Source organism: Streptomyces sp. CA-294286, from assembly GCF_050947155.1.
GTDB lineage: Bacteria > Actinomycetota > Actinomycetes > Streptomycetales > Streptomycetaceae > Streptomyces.
The window spans coordinates 3981376-3999730 of the sequence record NZ_CP192005.1 but is presented as its reverse complement, the minus strand read 5'-3'; the positions used below and the strand labels follow the sequence as shown (position 1 = coordinate 3999730).

16 protein-coding genes are annotated in these 18355 nt (G+C 74.0%); 8 read left to right on the top strand and 8 right to left on the bottom strand.

What is annotated here, in order from left to right:
* The first annotated feature begins 101 nt into the window (after window positions 1-101).
* Both ACQPZG_RS22450 and ACQPZG_RS22445 read left to right on the top strand, forming a co-directional pair.
* A complete protein-coding gene (locus tag ACQPZG_RS22450) occupies window positions 102-1283 on the top strand; it encodes a winged helix DNA-binding domain-containing protein (protein ID WP_433547523.1) in 1182 nt (393 codons plus the stop codon).
* A gap of 87 nt (window positions 1284-1370) precedes the next feature.
* Window positions 1371-2483: a DegT/DnrJ/EryC1/StrS family aminotransferase gene (locus tag ACQPZG_RS22445; RefSeq protein ID WP_433547522.1), complete on the top strand. Its 1113-nt coding sequence runs from the start codon at window positions 1371-1373 to the stop codon at window positions 2481-2483.
* A 16-nt stretch (window positions 2484-2499) separates the two neighbouring features.
* On the opposite strand, the gene ACQPZG_RS22440 is transcribed toward ACQPZG_RS22445, so the two are convergent.
* Genes ACQPZG_RS22440 through ACQPZG_RS22425 form a run of 4 tightly spaced genes read right to left on the bottom strand, consistent with a single transcriptional unit; the run spans window position 2500 to window position 6837 of the window.
* Window positions 2500-3855: an NDP-hexose 2,3-dehydratase family protein gene (locus ACQPZG_RS22440; RefSeq protein ID WP_433547521.1), complete on the bottom strand. Its 1356-nt coding sequence runs from the start codon at window positions 3853-3855 to the stop codon at window positions 2500-2502.
* On the bottom strand, window positions 3852-4799 hold the full coding sequence (locus ACQPZG_RS22435; protein WP_433547520.1) for an NAD-dependent epimerase/dehydratase family protein: 948 nt from the start codon (window positions 4797-4799) through the stop codon (window positions 3852-3854). Before ACQPZG_RS22435 ends, ACQPZG_RS22440 begins: the two co-directional genes overlap by 4 nt.
* On the bottom strand, window positions 4796-5764 hold the full coding sequence (rfbB, locus tag ACQPZG_RS22430; protein ID WP_433547519.1) for a dTDP-glucose 4,6-dehydratase: 969 nt from the start codon (window positions 5762-5764) through the stop codon (window positions 4796-4798). The genes ACQPZG_RS22435 and rfbB overlap by 4 nt, the downstream gene beginning before the upstream one ends.
* Window positions 5761-6837 (bottom strand): glucose-1-phosphate thymidylyltransferase, encoded by a 1077-nt coding sequence (locus tag ACQPZG_RS22425; RefSeq protein WP_433547518.1) that lies wholly within the window; start codon window positions 6835-6837, stop codon window positions 5761-5763. Before ACQPZG_RS22425 ends, rfbB begins: the two co-directional genes overlap by 4 nt.
* A gap of 328 nt (window positions 6838-7165) precedes the next feature.
* Between ACQPZG_RS22425 and ACQPZG_RS22420 the strand changes: the two genes are divergently transcribed.
* The 5 genes from ACQPZG_RS22420 to ACQPZG_RS22400 are packed head-to-tail and all read left to right on the top strand — an operon-like array spanning window position 7166 to window position 12439.
* A complete protein-coding gene (locus ACQPZG_RS22420) occupies window positions 7166-8614 on the top strand; it encodes an alpha/beta fold hydrolase (protein ID WP_433547517.1) in 1449 nt (482 codons plus the stop codon).
* Window positions 8615-8655: 41 nt separating this feature from the next.
* Window positions 8656-9714, top strand: a complete 1059-nt coding sequence (locus ACQPZG_RS22415) for an ATP-binding cassette domain-containing protein (RefSeq protein ID WP_433547516.1) — start codon at window positions 8656-8658, stop codon at window positions 9712-9714.
* Window positions 9711-10517, top strand: coding sequence for an ABC transporter permease (locus tag ACQPZG_RS22410; RefSeq protein ID WP_433547515.1), 807 nt, complete (start codon window positions 9711-9713; stop codon window positions 10515-10517). The genes ACQPZG_RS22415 and ACQPZG_RS22410 overlap by 4 nt, the downstream gene beginning before the upstream one ends.
* Before the next feature lie 28 nt (window positions 10518-10545).
* Entirely contained in the window at window positions 10546-11592 is a 1047-nt protein-coding gene (locus ACQPZG_RS22405) for a ketoacyl-ACP synthase III family protein (protein WP_433547514.1), read from the top strand.
* 10 nt (window positions 11593-11602) lie between these two features.
* The gene (locus ACQPZG_RS22400; protein ID WP_433547513.1) at window positions 11603-12439 is read left to right on the top strand and encodes an alpha/beta fold hydrolase; all 837 of its coding nucleotides are present in this window, start codon (window positions 11603-11605) and stop codon (window positions 12437-12439) included.
* A gap of 89 nt (window positions 12440-12528) precedes the next feature.
* On the opposite strand, the gene ACQPZG_RS22395 is transcribed toward ACQPZG_RS22400, so the two are convergent.
* The 3 genes from ACQPZG_RS22395 to ACQPZG_RS22385 form a co-directional block, all read right to left on the bottom strand.
* Entirely contained in the window at window positions 12529-14526 is a 1998-nt protein-coding gene (locus ACQPZG_RS22395) for an amino acid adenylation domain-containing protein (RefSeq protein ID WP_433547512.1), read from the bottom strand.
* 142 nt (window positions 14527-14668) lie between these two features.
* Window positions 14669-15181 carry a hypothetical protein gene (locus tag ACQPZG_RS22390; RefSeq protein ID WP_433547511.1) on the bottom strand — a complete coding sequence of 171 codons (513 nt, stop codon included), beginning with the start codon at window positions 15179-15181 and terminating at the stop codon, window positions 14669-14671.
* A gap of 61 nt (window positions 15182-15242) precedes the next feature.
* Complete coding sequence (locus ACQPZG_RS22385) at window positions 15243-16472, bottom strand: epoxide hydrolase family protein (RefSeq protein ID WP_433547510.1); 1230 nt, start codon at window positions 16470-16472, stop codon at window positions 15243-15245.
* A 185-nt stretch (window positions 16473-16657) separates the two neighbouring features.
* Here ACQPZG_RS22385 and ACQPZG_RS22380 point away from each other — a divergent pair, with 185 nt between their 5' ends.
* On the top strand, window positions 16658-17236 hold the full coding sequence (locus ACQPZG_RS22380) for a hypothetical protein (RefSeq protein ID WP_433547509.1): 579 nt from the start codon (window positions 16658-16660) through the stop codon (window positions 17234-17236).
* On the opposite strand, the gene ACQPZG_RS22375 is transcribed toward ACQPZG_RS22380, so the two are convergent.
* A complete protein-coding gene (locus tag ACQPZG_RS22375) occupies window positions 17193-18338 on the bottom strand; it encodes a CaiB/BaiF CoA transferase family protein (RefSeq protein ID WP_433547508.1) in 1146 nt (381 codons plus the stop codon). The genes ACQPZG_RS22380 and ACQPZG_RS22375 overlap by 44 nt on opposite strands.
* Between the last annotated feature and the right edge of the window lie 17 nt (window positions 18339-18355).

Below are 18355 nucleotides of genomic sequence, written 5' to 3'. Positions count from 1 at the left end.
GGGAGAGTGCGCGCGGGCGGTCGACCCCCGATCGAGGAGCACTCGGCCGAAGCGTGAAACGGTGGGGCCCCGAGTCCCGTACGACCGTGAAGGAAGCCCCGATGGCCGGCAGTGCCCGCAGTTCCGCGTCCCCCTCGGCCGGCTGGCAGCAGGTGTGCGCACGGCGGCTCGCCGCCCACCGGCTGGACGTCCCCGCGGGGGCGGACGCGCTCGTCGAGGTGGCGGGGGCGATGTGCGGGGTGCACGCGCAGGTGATGTCCGCGGCCGAACTGTCGTTGGGGGTGCGGACGACGGGCACCACCCGTGAGGACGTGCGCCGGGCACTGTGGGAGGACCGGACGCTGGTGAAGACGTACGGGCCGCGCGGAACGGTGCATCTGTTCCCGGCGAGCGAACTCGCGCTGTGGACGGGCGCGTTGGATGCCGTACCCGCGGCGGGCGGCGGGTTGCCGCAGGCGGCGCGGCTGGACCCGGAGCAGACGGAGGCGGTGGTGGCGGCCGTCGGCGAGGCGCTGCGGGACGCGGAGCTGACCGTCGAGGAGCTGAGCGAGGCCGTGATCGGTGCGTGCGGCGACTGGGCGGGTGACAAGGTGGTGCCCGGCTTCACCGACCTGTGGCCGCGCTGGCGGCAGGCCGTGCACACCGCCGCCCACCGGGGCGTCCTGTGCTTCGGCCCCAACCGGGGACGCAAGGCCACCTACACCGGCCCCGGCCGGTGGGTCCCCGGATTCGTCCCGGCCGCCCCCCGGGAAGCCCTCCCCGAGGTCGTACGGCACTACCTGCGCGGGTACGGGCCCGCCTCCTCGCAGCACTTCGCGCAGTGGCTGAGCGCGCCGAAGAAGTGGGCGGCGGACCTCTTCGCCTCGCTGGGGGAGGAACTGCGGGAGGTACGCGTCGAGGGGGAGCTGCTGTGGGACCTGGCGGACGCCCCGGAGCCGCGGGGCGCCGGCGGCGGCCTGCACCTGCTGCCGTACTTCGACGCGTACGTCGTCGGCAGCCACCCCAGGCCGCTGGTCTTCCCGGGTCCCGAGGCCACCGGGCGCGCCCTGGCCCGCGGGCAGGCCGGCCCCGTCCAGGTGCTGACCGCCGGCGGGACCGTCGCCGGGATCTGGCACCAGAAACGGTCCGGGAAGCGTCTGGACATCACGGTGGAGGTCTTCGGCGACCTTCCCCCCGGCGGGCGCGAGGAGCTGGCGCGCCGGGCGGAGCGGATCGGCGAGGTGCTGGAGACGAAGCCCCCGACGCTGACCTTCGGCGCGGTCACCGCGGGCAAGCACCTGTAGGGCCTGCCCGCCACATCCGCCGGGTCGCGGGCGGCGGTCCACCGCGCGTCGAGCAACGTTCCAAGGCGACCTCCGACAGTGGCGGCCATGACCACTCATGTATGGGACTACCTGACGGAGTACGCCGCCGAGCGCACCGACCTGCTCGACGCCGTCGAGACCGTCCTCGGCTCCGGGCAGTTGGTGCTCGGCAAGAGCGTGCGCGGCTTCGAGGAGGAGTTCGCGGCCTACCACTCGCTGGCGCACTGCGTGGGCGTCGACAACGGCACCAACGCGGTGAAGCTGGGCCTCCAGGCCCTCGGCGTGGGGCCGGGGGACGAGGTGATCACCGTCTCCAACACCGCGGCGCCCACCGTGATCGCCATCGACGCCCTCGGCGCCACCCCGGTCTTCGTGGACGTGCGCGGCGAGGACTTCCTGATGGACGTCTCCCTCGTGGAGGCCGCCGTCACGGAGCGCACGAAGGTCCTGCTGCCCGTGCACCTCTACGGACAGTGCGTGGACATGGCCCCGCTCCGGGAGATCGCCGACCGGCACGGACTGAAGGTCCTGGAGGACTGCGCGCAGGCGCACGGGGCCCGCCACCACGGCCGGCTGGCGGGAACCATGTCGGACGCCGCCGCGTTCTCCTTCTACCCCACCAAGGTGCTGGGTGCGTACGGGGACGCGGGCGCGGTCGTCACCGCCGACGAGTCCGTGGACGCGACCCTGCGCCGCATCCGCTACTACGGCATGGCCGAGCAGTACTACGTGGTCGAGACCCCCGGTCACAACAGCCGCCTCGACGAGCTCCAGGCGGAGATCCTGCGCCGCAAGCTGACCCGCCTCGACGCCTACGTGGCGGGCCGCCGCGCGGTCGCCGACCGGTACCGGGAGGCGCTGGCCGACGTACCGGAACTGGTGCTGCCCCCGCTCGCCGAGGGCAACGACCACGTGTACTACGTGTACGTGGTGCGCCACCCGCGCCGCGACGAGATCCTCGACGCGCTCAAGGCGTACGACATCCGGCTGAACATCAGCTATCCGTGGCCGGTGCACACCATGAGCGGCTTCGCCCGGCTCGGGTACGGAGCGGGCTCCCTGCCGGTCACGGAGCGCCTGGCCGGGGAGATCTTCTCGCTGCCGATGTACCCGTCGCTCTCGCGCGAGGAGCAGGACAGGACGATCACCGCGCTGCGGGAGGTGCTCGCAGCGCGGTGATCGTCCGGCGGGGGCTTCAGTGAGGACCGAGGCCGTGGAGGCACGCGAGCAGGGTGCGTGCCTCCACGTTCACGTAGTGGCTGTGCCGCAGCAGGCGGCCGAGCTGGTGGGCGGTGACCCAGCGGAAGTCGGGGTCGTCCTCGGCCGGGCCCGCCTCGGTCTCGACGATGAGGTACCGGTTGCGGGCGTGGTGGAAGCGGCCCCCCTCCTCGGACAGCACCGCGTCGTGCAGGACCCGGCCGGCCGGGGCGCCGAGCACCTCGTCGAGGTGGGCGGGGCGGGGCGCGCGCGGGTCGAGGTTGGCCGGGTTGCACTGCACGGTCGGCCCGAGTTCGGCGACGTCGACGTAGCCGGGCTCCACCCTGGCCCGTACGGCGACGTGCCGCACGCCGTCGAAGCGCCGGGTCAGGAAGGCGGCGACGCCCCGGCCGCGGGGCGCGATCATGGGCTGCGACCAGCCGCCGATCTCCCGTCCGACGGCGCGCACCCGCAGTCCCAGCACGTCGAACCACCGGCCGCTCTCGTGCGAGATCCGGCCGCCTGTCCTGTGCCAGCCGTCGAGTGCGGCCAGCGGCACCCGCTCGGTGTGCACCTCGGTGCGGCTGCGCACCTCGGTGATCCAGCCGAGCAGGGCGGTGTCGGAGTGGAGGCTGCCGGGGTCGGGCCCGGGGGGCGGCAGGCAGGCCAGGACGCTGCGGGCGTCCATGTTGACCAGGTCGCGGGCGGCGAGGAGGGCGTGCAGTCCGCTCAGCGGGAACCAGCGGAAGCCGTCCTGGGCGGGTACCTCGCGGTCCGTCTCGACGATCATGTTGCGGTTGCGTTTGCGGGCGAACCAGGTGCCCTGCTCGGACTGCCGGACGTCGGCCAGCCGGTGCAGCCCGGGGCCCTCCCGGCGGAACAGGTCGAGGTAGGGGACGGCCTTCCCGCCGTGCACCCGCGTGTAGTTGCTGCGGGTGGCCTGCACGGTGGGCGAGAGCTGGATCCCGTCGGCGTTGCCCGGTTCGGCCTTGGCCTGCATGAGGCAGTGCAGCCGGCCCTCGCGGTCCCTGCGGACCAGCAGACCGAGTATGCCGACCTCGGGCTGGGCGAGGATGGGCTGCTCCCAGTGCCGGACGGGGCCGTCGGGGACGGTCACGGACAGTCCCTCGACGGTGAAGAACCGGCCGGTGCGGTGCCGCAGGTCGCCGGTGGCGGGGTCGAAGTGCCAGCCGTCGAGCCGGTCGAGGGGGACCTCCTGCGACTCGGTGGCGAAGCGTACGCGGACGTCGTCCAGCCAGGCACGCAGCGGGGCGGGCAGCTGGACCGGGGCGAACGGGGCGGGCGGGGCGGACAGGGCGGGCAGCTGGACCGGAGCGGACGGGGCGACGGTCATGCGGGCACCGCCCTTCCCCGGGCGCCGGCCGGCCCGGCCTCGTCCGCGGTCCGGCACTCGTGCCAGAAGTCCCGCAGTGAGTCGGCCAGTTGTCTTCTCGCGCGCCAGCCGAGCGCCGCGTGTGCCGCAGAGGGGTCCACGCGCATCCAGTCGGCGGAGCCCGCGGCCCCATCGGGGCGCTCGGTGATCCGCGCGGGCACGCCGCTGACCGAGACCAGCAGGTCCACCAGGGCCCGTACCGGCACGGCCTCGCCGCGGCCGATCGCGAGCACCCCCGCGGCGTCCGGGCGCAGCGCGCCGGCCAGTACGGCGTCGGCGACGTCGCGGACGTCGACGTAGTCGCGGTGGGCGCGCAGCGGGTCGAGCGTGACGTGCACGGGGGCGGCCGGGTCGCCGTTCCAGGCGGCCAGCCGGCCGGCGACCTGGCCCAGCAGGCTGATGCCGGGGGTGCCGGGGCCCGCCACGTTGGCGACGCGCAGGACCAGGGCCCGCGGGTCGGCGGCCAGTACGGCGGAGGTGGCGGCGAGTTTGGCGCGGCCGTACGCGGTGTCCGGCCGGTCGGGTCCGGTGGCGGTGGTGCCGGGGGCCACGGGGCCGTACTCCAGGACGGACCCCAGGTGGACGAGGCGGGGCCGGCCGCGGTGCAGCGCGAGGGCGGCGAGCAGCCGCTCGGTGGGGGCGACGACGGAGGGCGCCATCTCGGCGTCGGTGCGGCCCCAGATGCTGCCGACGCAGTTGACGACCACGTCGGGGGCGATGCGGTCCAGCTCCCCTGCGAGGGCGTCCGGTGCGATGTCGCCCAGATCCAGGGTGAGGGGGCGGCCGGGGAGGCCGGGAGCGGGGGTGCGGGAGACGTGGGTGACGTCGTGTCCGTGCGCGGCGAACGTCCCGCAGACCTCGCGGCCGACGAATCCGGTGCCGCCGAGCACCAGGGTGCGGGTCATGGACTCTCATTCCCCTTCCACCATCGGGGGTTGTCGCGGTACCAGGCCACGGTGGCGGCCAGGCCCGCGTCGAAGGGCACCGCGGGCGCGTAGCCGAGTTCCTCGCGGATGCGGGTGTCGTCGAGCGCGTATCGCAGGTCGTGGCCCTTGCGGTCGGTGACGTGCGTCACCAGGGAGGCCGGGGCGCCGGTCAGGTCCAGCAGGAGGGAGGTGAGTGCGGCGTTGCTGAGCTCGGCGCCGCCGCCCACGTGGTAGACGGAGCCCGCCGCCCCCTTGGTGAGGACCAGGTGCACGGCCCGGCAGTGGTCCTCGACGTGCAGCCACTCGCGTACGTTCGCGCCGGTGCCGAACAGCGGGACGCTCTCGCCCGACAGGAGGCGGGTGGTGAAGCGCGGGATCAGCTTCTCGGGGTGCTGGTGGGGGCCGTAGTTGTTGGAGCAGCGGGTGATGCGGACGTCGAGGCCGTGGGTGCGCCAGTAGGAGCGGGCGATCAGGTCGCTGCCCGCCTTGGACGCGGCGTAGGGGGAGTTGGGGGCGAGGGGGGCGTCCTCGGTCCAGGTGCCCCGGTCGATGGAGCCGTAGACCTCGTCGGTGGAGACGTGGACGACGGTGGCGACGCCGGTGCGCAGGCACGCTTCCAGGAGGGTCTGGGTGCCGACGACGTTGGTGGTGACGAACGCGTCGGCGCCCTCGATGGAGCGGTCGACGTGCGACTCGGCGGCGAAGTGCACGACCGCGTCGTGGCCGGGCAGCACGTCAAGGAGCAGCGGCAGGTCGCGGACGTCGCCGCGGACGAAGTCCAGCCGGGGGTGCGCCATCGGCAGGTTGTCGGTGTTGCCGGCGTAGGTGAGGAGGTCCACTACGGTCACCCGGGCGTCCTCGTACCCGGAGAGGCTGCCGTCGAGGAGCATCCGGACGTAGGCCGAGCCGATGAAACCGGCGCCGCCGGTCACGAGGATCTTCACGCTGCGAACTCCACTCGGGTGTGGTCTCCGACGACGAGCCGGTGCCGCTGCGGCACCGCGCCGACGCTGAGCCCGCGGCCCACGGCGGCGTCCCGGCCGATGACCGAGCCGTGCACGCCCAGGACCTGCTGGACGCTGGAGCCCGCGAGCAGGATGGAATCAGCGATTCCGGCAGCGTCGAGCGTACATCCGGCCCCCACGGAGGTGTGCGGTCCGACGTGGCTGTCACGCACCAGCGCACCCGCCCCGATCACGGCGGGCCCGGTGATCCGCGAGCGCACGACGCGGGCGCCCGCCTCCACCACGACCGGGCCGATCAGCTCGCTGGCCGCGTCCACGTCGCCGGAGATCCGGTGCTCCAGCGCCTCCAGCAGTTCCCGGTTGCATTCGAGTACGTCCTCGACGCGCCCGGTGTCGCGCCAGAAGCCGGTGTGGGCGTGCACCCGCACCTCGCGGCCCGCGTCGACGAGCCACTGCACGGCGTCGGTGATCTCCAGTTCGCCGCGCGCGCTGGGGGAGACGGCGGCGACGGCCTCGTGGATCGCCGCGGTGAAGAAGTACACGCCGACGACGGCGAGGTCGCTGCGCGGCTCGGCGGGCTTCTCCGCGAGACGCACGGCCCGGCCGGCGCCGTCGGTCTCGACGACTCCGAAGGCACGCGGGTCGGCGACCTTGTGGACGACGATCTGAGCGGCGGGGCGACGGACGCGGAAGCCGTCGGCCATCTCGGTGAGGCCGCCGACCAGCACAGTGTCGCCGAGGTAGAGGACGAAGTCGTCGTCGGCCAGGAAGTCCCGGGCCAGGCGGACACAGTGCGCGAGGCCGAGCGGGGCGTGCTGCACGATGTAGCTCACCCGCACACCGTGGGCGGAGCCGTCGCCGAGCACGGCCTCGATCTCGCCGCGGTGGTCGCCGACGATCACCCCGATGTCCTCGACGCCCAGCTCGCGGAGGTTCTCCACGACCTGGATGAGGACGGGCCGGTTGGCAACGGGGATGAGTTGCTTGGGCATGGAGTGGCTCAGGGGACGCAGGCGCGTACCCGAACCCCCGCAGAGCACCAGGGCTTTCATGTGGCTGGCTCCTGTCTCGGGCACAGCGCCGACGGGCGCCGAAAGCCCGGCCGGACGGAGGCCACAAGCTGCACGGGCTTCCTCGTGCGGCACTCAGGTACCGGTACAGCGGGGACGCGGACCCATCGTCCGGAGCCGGGCGGGCCCGCCGACGCGCGGGCCCGCCGGCGGGGCGGACCGATGACCGCGCGCGGCCCGGACGAGCGGACCTCGCGAGAGCGCGTCCCAGGCGTGCGCGCCGGGCGCGCCGGGCCGGGGGGAAAGGGACCCGAGGGCAGGAACCGGCCACTCCACCCCCTCTCAAGTCCCCACCGGCATGGTGATTGGCATGGACGATCTGCGGACATTCCTCTCCCAGCAGCCCCGTTGGGCCCCGGCCGGGGACGGGCACGGGCCGGCGGCTGTCGAACACGCCACCATCGAGGCCCCCCTCGACTACTCCCGGCCCGGCGGCCCCCGCATCACCCTGGCCCTCAGCCGCGTCCGCGCGGCCGATCCCGCCCGCCGCCGCGGCGTCCTGCTGTCCCTGAACGGCGGGCCCGGCGGGGACGGGGGCCTGGGCCGGGCGCTGCCCGCGCGGCTGGCGGACGCCACCCCGCTCGGCGACGTGTACGACCTGATCGGCTTCGACCCCCGCGGCACCGGCGACTCCACCCGGCTGGAGGGCGAGGACTCCCCCACCAGCACACCCTTCGACTCGCGGCCCCCGGACGAGGTGTTCGCGGCGCTCGCCGCCGACATGCGCGAGCGCGACCAGGGGTGCCTGCGAGCGGGCGGGGAGCTGCGGCCGTACATCAACACCCGTAACAACGCACGCGACATGGACCTGATCCGGGCGGTGCTCGGCGAGGAGCGGATCAGCTTCGTCGGCTGGGCCTACGGCACGCTGCTCGGCGCGGTGTACGGGACGATGTTCCCCGAGCGGCTGGAGCGCAGCGTCCTGGACTCCTCGGTGCACCCGGACTGGGACTGGCGCGAACAGTTCAAGTCCCAGGCGCTGGCCAACCGGGAGAACGTGGACGCCTGGGCCCTCTGGACGGGCGAGCGCCCCACCCGCTTCGGCCTCGGCCGCGACGCCGGCGAGGTGATCGCCTCCGTCGAGCGCACCGCGTCCCGGCTCGCCGCCCTGGACGGCGGGATCGCCCTGCGCACCACCTTCGACCTGGTCATGGGGACGCACGCGGCCGACCGCGGTCGCTGGGAATCCCTCGCCGACCTGGTCGCCGGACTCCTGGAGGCGGCCTCCGCCAACGACGCCGACGCCCCGGCGAAGGCGGGCGGGCTGCTGGCCGGACAGCGTGAGTGGCGGCCCGGCAAACCGGCCGGCGGGCGGCGCGACGCCGTCCTGGAAGCGGTCACCTGCGAGACGGTCTGGCCCGACCAGCTCGACGTCTACCACCGGGACATGCGCGCCTTCCGCGCCCACAGCCCGTACGGCCTGGGCGTCATGCGCGCACAGCCGTGGGTCGGCACGTTCCGCTCCTTCACCCCGCCCGAGCCCGCCACCCGCGTCGCCAACCCGGGATACCCGGGCGGGCTGGTCGTGCAGGCGGACGGCGACCCGTTCGACCACTGCCCCGGGGCCTACGCGATGGCCGACCGGCTCGGCCACCGGCTGGTCCTGGTTGCCGACTCCGGCGCCCACGAGATCTACGCGCTCGGCGCCAACCCGGCCGTCGACGCGCACGTCAACCGCTACCTGCTGGAAGGCGTGCGGCCCGCCGAACCGGTGACGACCGTGCCCGGGGTTCCGCGCCCCGCCGTCCCCGTCGGCTGAACCACCCCACACTCACCGGACTACTCACAGGAGGCCGCCCGATGGCAGCCGAGATCATCGCCGAAGGGCTGGGAAAGCGGTACGGCTCACTGACCGCGCTCGACCGGCTGGACCTCTTCGTCGCGGCAGGCAGCGTGATGTGCCTGCTGGGCCCGAACGGCGCGGGCAAGACCACCACCGTGCGCATGCTGACCACCCTGCTGCGCCCGGACAGCGGGCGCGCCACCGTCGCCGGTTACGACGTGGTCCGCGACGCCGACAAGCTGCGCCGGGTGATCGGCCTGTCCGGCCAGTACGCCAGCGTCGACGACGACCTGACCGCGTACGAGAACCTGCGCATGATGGCCCGGCTGCACCATCTCGGGGTACGCGGCTCCCGTGCCCGCGCGCACGAGCTGCTGGAGCGGTTCTCCCTGACCAAGGCCGCCGACCGGCCGGTGAAGGGCTTCTCCGGGGGCATGCGCCGTCGCCTCGACCTGGCGTGCTCGCTGGTGTCCTCGCCGAGCGTGCTGTTCCTGGACGAACCGACCACGGGGCTCGACCCGCGCAGCCGGATCGAGATGTGGGAGGTGATCAGGGAACTGGTGGCGGCCGGCTCCACGCTGCTGCTGACCACCCAGTACCTGGAGGAGGCCGACCAGCTGGCGGACCGCCTCGCGGTCGTCGACCACGGCACCGTCATCGCCGAGGGCACCCCCGACGACCTGAAGACCCGGGTCGGCGGCGAGCGCCTGGAGATCGGGCTGGGCGACCCGGCGGACCTGACGGTGGCCCGCGGCGCCCTGGGCACGCTGGCCGCGGGCGGCGAGGTCTCCGTGGACCGGGGCGAGCGGCGGCTGACGATGCCGGTGACCGGCGGGGCCGACCAGCTGATGTCGGCGCTCGGACTGCTGAAGGCCGCCTCGGTGGAGGTCACCGACTTCGGGGTGCGCCGCCCCACCCTCGACGACGTGTTCCTGGCGCTGACCGGACGCCCCCGCGAGGAGGCCCTGTCCGACGAGGACGCGCAGAAGTCCGGCACGAAACCGAAGAAGCAGAAACAGGCACAGGACCCGCAGGAGAAGACGCGGAGCCCGAAGCAGAAGGAGACCGTCGCGTGAACGCCGTGCTGCGTACCGTCGGGGACGCGTCCGTCGTCGCCCAGCGCAACATGATCAAGATCAAGCGGGTGCCCGACCTGCTGATCTTCGCGAGTCTCTCCCCGATCATGTTCGTGCTGCTCTTCGCCTACGTCTTCGGCAGCTCGATCGAGGTCCCGGGCATCGACTACCGGGAGTTCCTGATCGCCGGGATCTTCGCCCAGACCATCCTGTTCAGCTCGGTGATCACCGGGATGGGGCTCGCCGAGGACATCCAGAAGGGCCTGATCGACCGGCTCCGCTCGCTGCCGATGTCGCGTTCGGCGGTGCTCATCGGACGGACCTCCAGCGACCTGGCGTACAACCTCCTGATCCTGATGGTCATGGCGGTCACCGGGCTGATCGTGGGCTGGCGCATCCGGACCGGCTTCGAGGAGGCGGTGGCCGGGTTCGCGCTGCTGCTGGCCTTCGCGTACGCCGTCTCCTGGATCATGGCGACGGTCGGGCTCGCCGTGCAGCAGCCGGAGGTCGTGAACAACGCGGCCGGCATGCTGGCCTTCCCGCTGTCCTTCATCGCCAACACGTTCGTGCCCAGTGAGAACCTGCCGGGGCCGCTGCGGGTGTTCGCCGAGTGGAACCCCGTGTCGGCCGTCACCCAGGCCACCCGCGAACTGTTCGGCAACACCAGTCCCACATCGGCGGCCGCGCTCTCCGACGCCTGGCCGATGCAGAACGCCCTGCTGGCCTCGCTGCTGTGGATCGCGCTGATCCTGGCCGTCTTCGTACCCCTGTCGATCCGCCAGTACCGCAAGGCCATCGGCTGAACCCCCCTTCGACTTCCCTGGAGCACACATGCGTTGGGACAACGTCTATCTGGCCGGGACCGGGTCCCGTCTGCCGGAGCGGATACAGACCGCCGAGCAGGCCGTCGCCGACGGACTGGCGGACGCGGCGGAGTGCGCCGCGCACGGCATCCGCGCCGTACGGGTGGCGGCGGACGACGAGACCGGCCCCGTGCTGGCCGCCGCCGCGGGCCGGGCGGCCGTCGCCATGGCGGGCACGCCCGCCGAGGAGTTCGGGCTGACCGTGCACGCCTACGTCGGCCACCAGGGGCAGGAGATGTGGACCCCTGCCAGCTACGTGCAGAACGAGACGGTCGGCGGCACCGCGCCCGCCGTGGAGCTGCTCCAGAACTCCAACGGCGGCCTGTTCGCCCTGGAGACCGCCGCCTCGCACCTCGCCGCCCGCCCGGGTGTCCCCGGTGCGGTGCTGGTGACGGCCGGCGACACGCACAAGCTGCCGTACTTCGACCGGTGGAACTCCGACGACAGCCTGGCGCACGGCGACGGCGGCGGGGCGGCCGTCCTCTCCAGCCGGGGTGGCTTCGCGAAGGTGCGCGCCACCCTCTCGTACGGCGATCCGAGCCTGGAGCCGTTCCTGCGCGGTACCCAGGGCTGGACCGCGGCGCCCTTCGCCGACGGCAAGCCGGTGGACCTGCGGGCCCGGATCCGCGGATACATGGAGCGCAACGAGGACAATCTCGATGTGATGGGCGAGAAGATCGGCACCATGAGTGCGAAGGTCCTCGACGACGCGCTCGCCGAGGCGGACATCGCCCTGGACGACGCCCGGTTCTTCCTCCACCCGAACATCAACCTGCCCACCATCGAGTACGCCTACCACGACGCCCTGGGCGTCGACCCGGCCCGCACCGTCTACGAGTGGGGCCGGGACCTGGGCCACATGGGCGCGGGCGACCACCTGATCGGCCTCGACCACATCGTGCGCACCCGCTCGCCCCGCAAGGGGGACCTGCTGATCGCGATGGGCGCGACCGCGGGCTTCGTGTGGTCGGTGGCCGTCCTGGAGTTCCTGGCCGACATCGACCCCGAGAGCTGAAGGAAGGCACATGGCGAAGAAGGACAAGTACGCGCACCTCCGCGTGGAGGAGGGGGTGCTGAAGCACGGCCTGCCCTACCGGGCGCTGGGCACCGGCGAGGAACCCCTGGTGGTCCTGCGCTGGTTCACCGACCACCACACCAACCCGGAGGGCTGGGAGAAGAGCGTCGAGCTGAGCCAGCTCGCCCCGTTCGGGGAGCACTTCCGGGTGTACGCGGTCAACCGTGCTCCCGGCATGGCACCGGGCACCACCATGGCCGACATCGCCGCCCAGCACGCGGAGGCGCTGACCGAGAAGTTCGGCGGCCCGGTACACGTGGTCGGCCCGTCGTCGGGCGGCTCGCTGGCCCTGCAACTGGCCGCGGACCACCCGCAGGTCGTCAAGAAACTGGCCCTGTCGATGGCCGGGTACACGATGGGCGAGGCCGCCAGGAAGGCCCAGGTGGCGTACGCCGAAGCGGCCGTGGCGGGGAAGCGGGCGTTCCACCACACCGCGGGCATCTCCTTCAAGAACCCGGCGACGGCGGCCGTCCTCAAGCCGCTGATGTGGCTGGTGGACCCGTTCGTGCGCCCCAAGGAGGCCGCTGACATGGCGGCCTTCGTCGCCGCGGAGGCCGGATTCGACGTACGGGACCGGCTCCCCGGCATCCAGGTGCCGACGCTGGTGGTGTCCGGCGGCAAGGACCCGGCGTGCCCGCCGGAGATCTGCCGCGTCACGGCGGACGAGATGCCGGACGCCCGGCTGATCACCTACCCGGAGGCCGGTCACACGGGCACCTTCACGGACAAGCGGTTCGCGCCCGACGTGCTGGAGTTCTTCGGGGTGCGGGCGCGGGCTTCCGCGTAGTCCGGGGTGGTTCGCCCCGGCGGGTCCCGCCGGGGAAGCAGGAAGGGGCGGCAGCGGATTCCCGCTGCCGCCCCTTCCTCATGGGCCCGTCACACGGCCACGGGGGCGGCCTGTGCCGCGACCGTCGCGGGCTCCGGCCCGTCCGCCTCCCGGGCCGCCGCCCAGGCCAGCAGCGCGGCGGGCGTCGGCGCGTCGTACACCCGGCGGGCCGGGATGCGGATCCCGGTGCGCTGGCGGATGCGGGCGGTGAGCCGGGTGGCCAGCAGGGAGTGGCCGCCGTGCGTGAAGAAGTCGTCGTCGGGACCGAACGCGTCCAGCTTCAGGACCTCGGCGAAGACCTCGCAGTACAGCCGCTCCGCCTCGGAGCGCGGGGCGGCGACCGCGTGGGCCGGCCGCCTCTGCGGGGCGGGCAGGTTCTTGCGGTCCACCTTGCCGTTCGGGGAGAGCGGGAGGACCTCCATGGGCACGAACGCGGACGGCATCAGGTAGTCCGGCAGCCCCGCGAGCCGCGCGCGCAGCTCGTCCTCCGTGGCCGCTCCGACGACGTACGCCACCAGCTGTGTGCCCAGCTTCCCGTCGGTGCGCGCCAGCACCACGCACTGGGAGACCCCGGGGTGGGCCAGCAGCACGGCCTCCACCTCGCCCGGCTCCACCCGGAAGCCCCGGATCTTCACCTGGTCGTCGGCCCGCCCCAGGAACTCGAACACGCCGTCCGCCCGGCGCCGCACCAGGTCGCCCGAGCGGTACATGCGGGTGCCGGGGGCGCCGAACGGGTCGGGCACGAAGCGGTGGGCGGTCAGGTCGGGACGGTCCCAGTAGCCGAGCGCGACCTGCGCCCCGGCCAGGTACAGCTCGCCCGCCGCTCCGTCCGGGACCGGGCGCAGCTCCTCGTCCAGTACGTACGAGAGGGTCGCGGTGACCTCGGTGCCCACCGGCGCCTGCGCGGGCCAGTCGGCGACGGACGCGTCGAGGGTGTGCGAGAGGACCACGTGGGTCTCGGCGGGGCCGTACGCGTTGTGCAGCCGGAACGGGACGTCCCGGCGGGCGGCCAGCGCGCGCAGCCCGCCGTCGACCCGCAGCGCCTCCCCTGCCTGGATCACGTCGGTGAGGAACGGCAGGGCGCTGCCGCTCTCCTGGGCGGCAGCCGCGATCGCCTCCAGGACCGCGGTCGGCGCGAACAGCTCGTTCACCCGGTGCCGGTCCAGCCAGTCGACGACGGCCTCCGGGTCGCGGCGCACCGCGTCCGGCGGGACCACCAGGGTCTTCCCGGACACCAGGGCGGAGAGGATCTCCTGCACGGAGACGTCGAAGCCGATCGCCGAGAACTGGGCGGTGCGGGTGCCGCCGCCCGGGGCGCAGGGCAGGACGGCGCGCTGCCACAGCAGCAGGTTGGTGAGCGCCCCGTGGTGCATGACGATGCCCTTGGGGGTGCCGGTGGAGCCCGAGGTGAACACCAGGTAGGCGGCGTCGTCCGCGTGCACCGGGCGGGTCAGTTCCGCCTCCGTGGGGTGGTGGTCCGCGCCCTGTTCCAGGGCCGCCAGGAACTCCTGGTCGATCACGGCCGAGGGGCGGCCGACCCGACGCATCAGCGCGATGCGCTCGGCGGGGTACTCGGTGTCGACGGGCAGGTAGGCGGCGCCCGTCTTGAGGACGCCCAGCAGGCAGGCGACGAGTTCGGGCGAGCGGGGCAGCAGCAGGGCCACCCGGTCGCCGGGGCCGATGCCGCGGCGGATCAGGGCGTGGGCGAGACGGTTGGCGCGCCGGTCGAGTTCGCCGTACCCGACGGCGGTGTCCTCGTACACCAGCGCGGTGCGCTCGGGGTGGGACGCCGCCCGCTCGGCGAAGAGTTCGGCGGCGGTGCGCGGCCGGGAGGGGTCGGCGGCGCCGGTGGCGGCGGCGTCCAGCAGCCGCTGCGGGCGCAGGTCGTGCCACACCTCGGCGGCGCGCGCCAGGCACTCGGGCCGGCCGCCGGCCAGGACCGTGCGCCAGCCGGCCGGGCGGGCGAGCGGTTCGGGCCACAGCGCGTGCCGGCCCTCGGCGTCGGCCACCAGCAGGAACCGGCCGTCGCTGTCGTCGAAGGGATTCACCGCACCTCAACTCCTCTCGGGCGCCCCCCGGGGCGCCCGCTCGGACACGAGAACTATTGCGGTGAGGGTGCGCCAGGCGGCTTGACCCGGACTCGAATGGCCGTCCGGGTCGAGCCGCGTGGGACGTGCGGTGCGTCAGGGGTCAGCAGGCGGCCGGGACCTTGCTCTGCCGGGTGACGTTGATTCTGGCCTCGGCGGACAGCAGGTAGGTGCCCGCCGCGTCGTAGATCTTCGATATGCCCTTGCTGCGGAAGGAGTCGTGGTCCTGGACGGCCTTCTGGTTGACGCCCACCCAGCCCGCGGTGGTGCCGTCCTGCTCGAACAGCCGCTCCTTGACCTGGAAGGCGAAGGTGTTCGGCCCGGTCACCCGCCAGGTGCCCGTGCCCTCTCCGCCGCCCTCCGCGCCGCCGGCGCCCGAGAACAGGCAGACGGTGCCGTTGGGGTGGAAGTTGAGCGTGAGGTTGCCGCTGCCCTCGGCGTGCTCGACGACCCCGGTCCAGGAGCCGATCGGGAGGGACAGCCGCCAGCGCTTGTCCGCGCCGTCTTCGAGCGCGGCGGCGGTGGCGGGGGCGGCGAGCGCGGTGCTGAGGGCGATGCCCAGGGCGGAGATCATGACGAGGCCCTTCCGGTGGCGGGGCTGCGGTGCGGTGCTCATGGCTGGACTCCAACTCGTTGGTTGCGGACGGGTGGTGGGGGGGTGTGCGAGCGGGGGGAGTTCAGCGGAGCGTCCGCAGGAAGGCGCGGAGCTCGGCGGCCAGCACCTCGGGACGTTCCAGCGCCGGGAAGTGGCCGCCGTCGTCGAGGTCGTGCCAGTGCCGCAGGTCGGTGAAGCGGGTCCTGGCCCAGGCGCGGGGCAGCCAGGCGTCCTTGGGGAAGACGGAGCAGCCCGTGGGGACGTCGGTGGGGCGCATCGGCTCCTTGTCGAAGCTCTCCCAGAACAGGCGGGCCGCGGAGGTGGCGGTGTTGGTGAGCCAGTACAGCGACACGATGTCCAGCAGGCGGTCGTGGCCGATCGCCTTGTCGAGGTCGCCGTCGTGGTCGGCCCACTCCCAGAAGCGGTCGACGATCCAGGCGAGCTGGGCGGCCGGGGAGTCGGCGAGGCCGTAGCCGAGGGCCTGCGGGCGGGTGGCCTGGATGGCGGCGTACCCCGAGCGGTTCTTGCCGAAGCCGGCCATCTTGGCCATCGCCCCCCGGTCCCGCTCGTCCAGCTCCTCGTACGGGATGCCCGGCTCCGGCGGGCGGGCCAGCGGCATCGTCAGGTGGATGCCGCGCAGCCGTTTTTCGGCGGCCGGAGTGGAACCGAGGGCCGCGGACACCCAGGAGCCCCAGTCACCGCCGTGTGCCACGTAGCCGTCGTGGCCGAGGCGGTGCATGAGGGTGTCCCACGCCTCGGCGGTGCGCTGCACGGTCCACCCGGCGTCGGCGGGCCTGCCGCCGAAGCCGTGTCCGGGCAGCGAGGGGCACACCACGTGGAAGGCGTCGGCGGGGTCCTCGGGGTCGGTGAGCAGCGGGATCAGGTCCAGGAACTCCACGACGGCGCTCGGCCAGCCGTGCGTGAGCAGCAGCGGCACGGCGTCGGGGTGGCGGGAGCGGACGTGCAGGAAGTGCACGTCGAGCCCGTCGATCTCGGTGCGGAACTGCGGGAAGGCGTTGAGGCGGGCCTCGGTCGCCCGCCAGTCGTGCCGCTCGGCCCAGTGTGCGGCGAGGGCGCGGACGTAGTCGAGGGGGGCGCCCTGCGACCAGTCGCCGACGGTCTCCCGGTCCGGCCACCTGGTGGCGCGCAGCCGCTCGCGCAGGTCGTCGAGCGCGGCCTCGGGGACAGCCACCCGGTAGGGCACGACGTCGGGGCCCGGCCCCGCGGTCGCGGGGGTCGCCTGCCGGCCCGCGGGGGCACTCGCCGCGCGGCCCGCTTCCGGGCTCGCTCCTGGGCTCGCTTGTGGGCTCACTGCGGTCCTCCTGCGGGACGGTGGATGCGGGAACGAAGGGGCGGTGGCCGTGGTGGACCCGGCCCGGTGGCTCGTTCGGGCGCAGACGCTAGGACCGGGCCCTACAGCAGCGGTCGAGCGGGAGCCCTGCCGTCGCACACCCGTGCTCGATCGGGGCGAGAGGGCACCGGACCACAGTCCGGCGCATGCAGAAGACGACCGGCGACCACGCCGAACAGACCGCACCGACCGGGCCCCGCACGGGCCGCCGCACCGACCGCCGCACCGGCACGGCCCCCGCCACGGCCCCCCGGGCCCGTACCCGGGTGCGGGCGCGGGCCGCCGCCCTCACGGCGGTCGTGGCCGCCCTCCCGCTGACCCTCCCGGCCGCCCCGGCCGCCGCCGCCCCCGCAGCCCACGCCACCTCCCCGGTGGGGACGTGGACGGCGACCGTGTCCCGGGAGGGCGCCTCCTACGACGTCACGCTCTCCTTCAGCCGCACCTTCGTGGCCTGCCTGACCTCGCCCGCCGGAAGCAGCAGGGGAACCTGGCAGCGCACGGCCCCGACGGCGTTCGGCTACCGGATACGGGAGCTGTGGTTCGACGCGGCCGGCAACAGCGAGGGCTGGGTGGACATCGACCAGCGCGCCCGGCAGAGCTCCCCGGCGGCGTTCACCAGCAACGGCGACTCGACCGTGTACCTGCCGGACGGCACCCGCTCGGAGACGGTGCCGGTGCGCATCACGGCCGTCCGGACGTCGTCGGCGAACCTTCCGGCCTGCTGACCGGGCGGCCGTCCCCGCCCGGGGCGCCGAACCTCGGTACGACTCCGGGCTCCACCCCCGTCCCCCCCGCCGTGCGCCGGTACGTGCCGCGCGCCCGGTGGTGGGGGTGGTCGGCGGCCTCCGCCAGGGTCAGCACGGGAGTCACGCACGCTTCGGTGTCCGCCAGCGCGGCGGCCCACTCGTCCCGGCTGCGGGCGGCGAACCGGGACCCCAACAGGGCGCGCAGAGCAGGCCAGTTGGCCGGGTCCTCCCGGTCCGGCACCTCGTCGGCCGCCAGCCCCAGGCCGTCCAGCAGCGCCCGGTAGAAGCGCTCCTCCAGGGCGCCCACCGCGACGTACCGGCCGTCGGCGCACGGGTAGACGTCGTAGTACGGGGCGCCGGAGTCCAGGACGTTGCCGCCGCGGCCTCCCTCCCACTGCCCGGCGCCGGCCATCGCGCCCAGCATGCCGAGCAGGGAGGCGGTGCCGTCCGTGATGGCGGTGTCCACGACCTGGCCGCGCCCGGTGCTGCGCCGCTCGTACAGGGCGGCCAGCACCCCGAACGCCAGCGGCAGCCCGCCGCCCGCGAAGTCGCCGAGCAGGTTCAGCGGCACCGCCGGAGGCCCCTCGGCCCGGCCGAGGGCGTCCAACGCACCGCTCAGGGCGATGTAGTTGATGTCGTGGCCGGGGGCGTGGGCGAGCGGCCCGTCCTGCCCCCAGCCGGTCATCCGCCCATAGACCAGCCGGGGGTTGCGGGCCAGGCACACGGCGGGCCCGATACCGAGCCGTTCGGTGACGCCGGGCCGGTACCCCTCGATCAGCACGTCGGCCTCCTCGACCAGGGCGAGCAGGGTGCGCACCCCGGCCGGGTCCTTGAGGTCCAGGGCGGTGCTGCGCCGTCCCCGGTCCAGCACCCGGTGCCAGTCGCCGAAGGCGCGGGGGGCGCCGGGGCGGTCGACGCGGATCACCTCGGCCCCCAGGTCGGCCAGCAGCATGCAGGCGTACGGCACGGGGCCGATCGCGGCCAGCTCCAGCACCCGCAGCCCGCGCAGCGGGGTCCCGTACGAAGGGGCGGCCTCGGCCGGGTCCGTCCTGGGACCCGCGTCCAACGAAATGGTCTCCATGGCGCGGAAGCTACGAA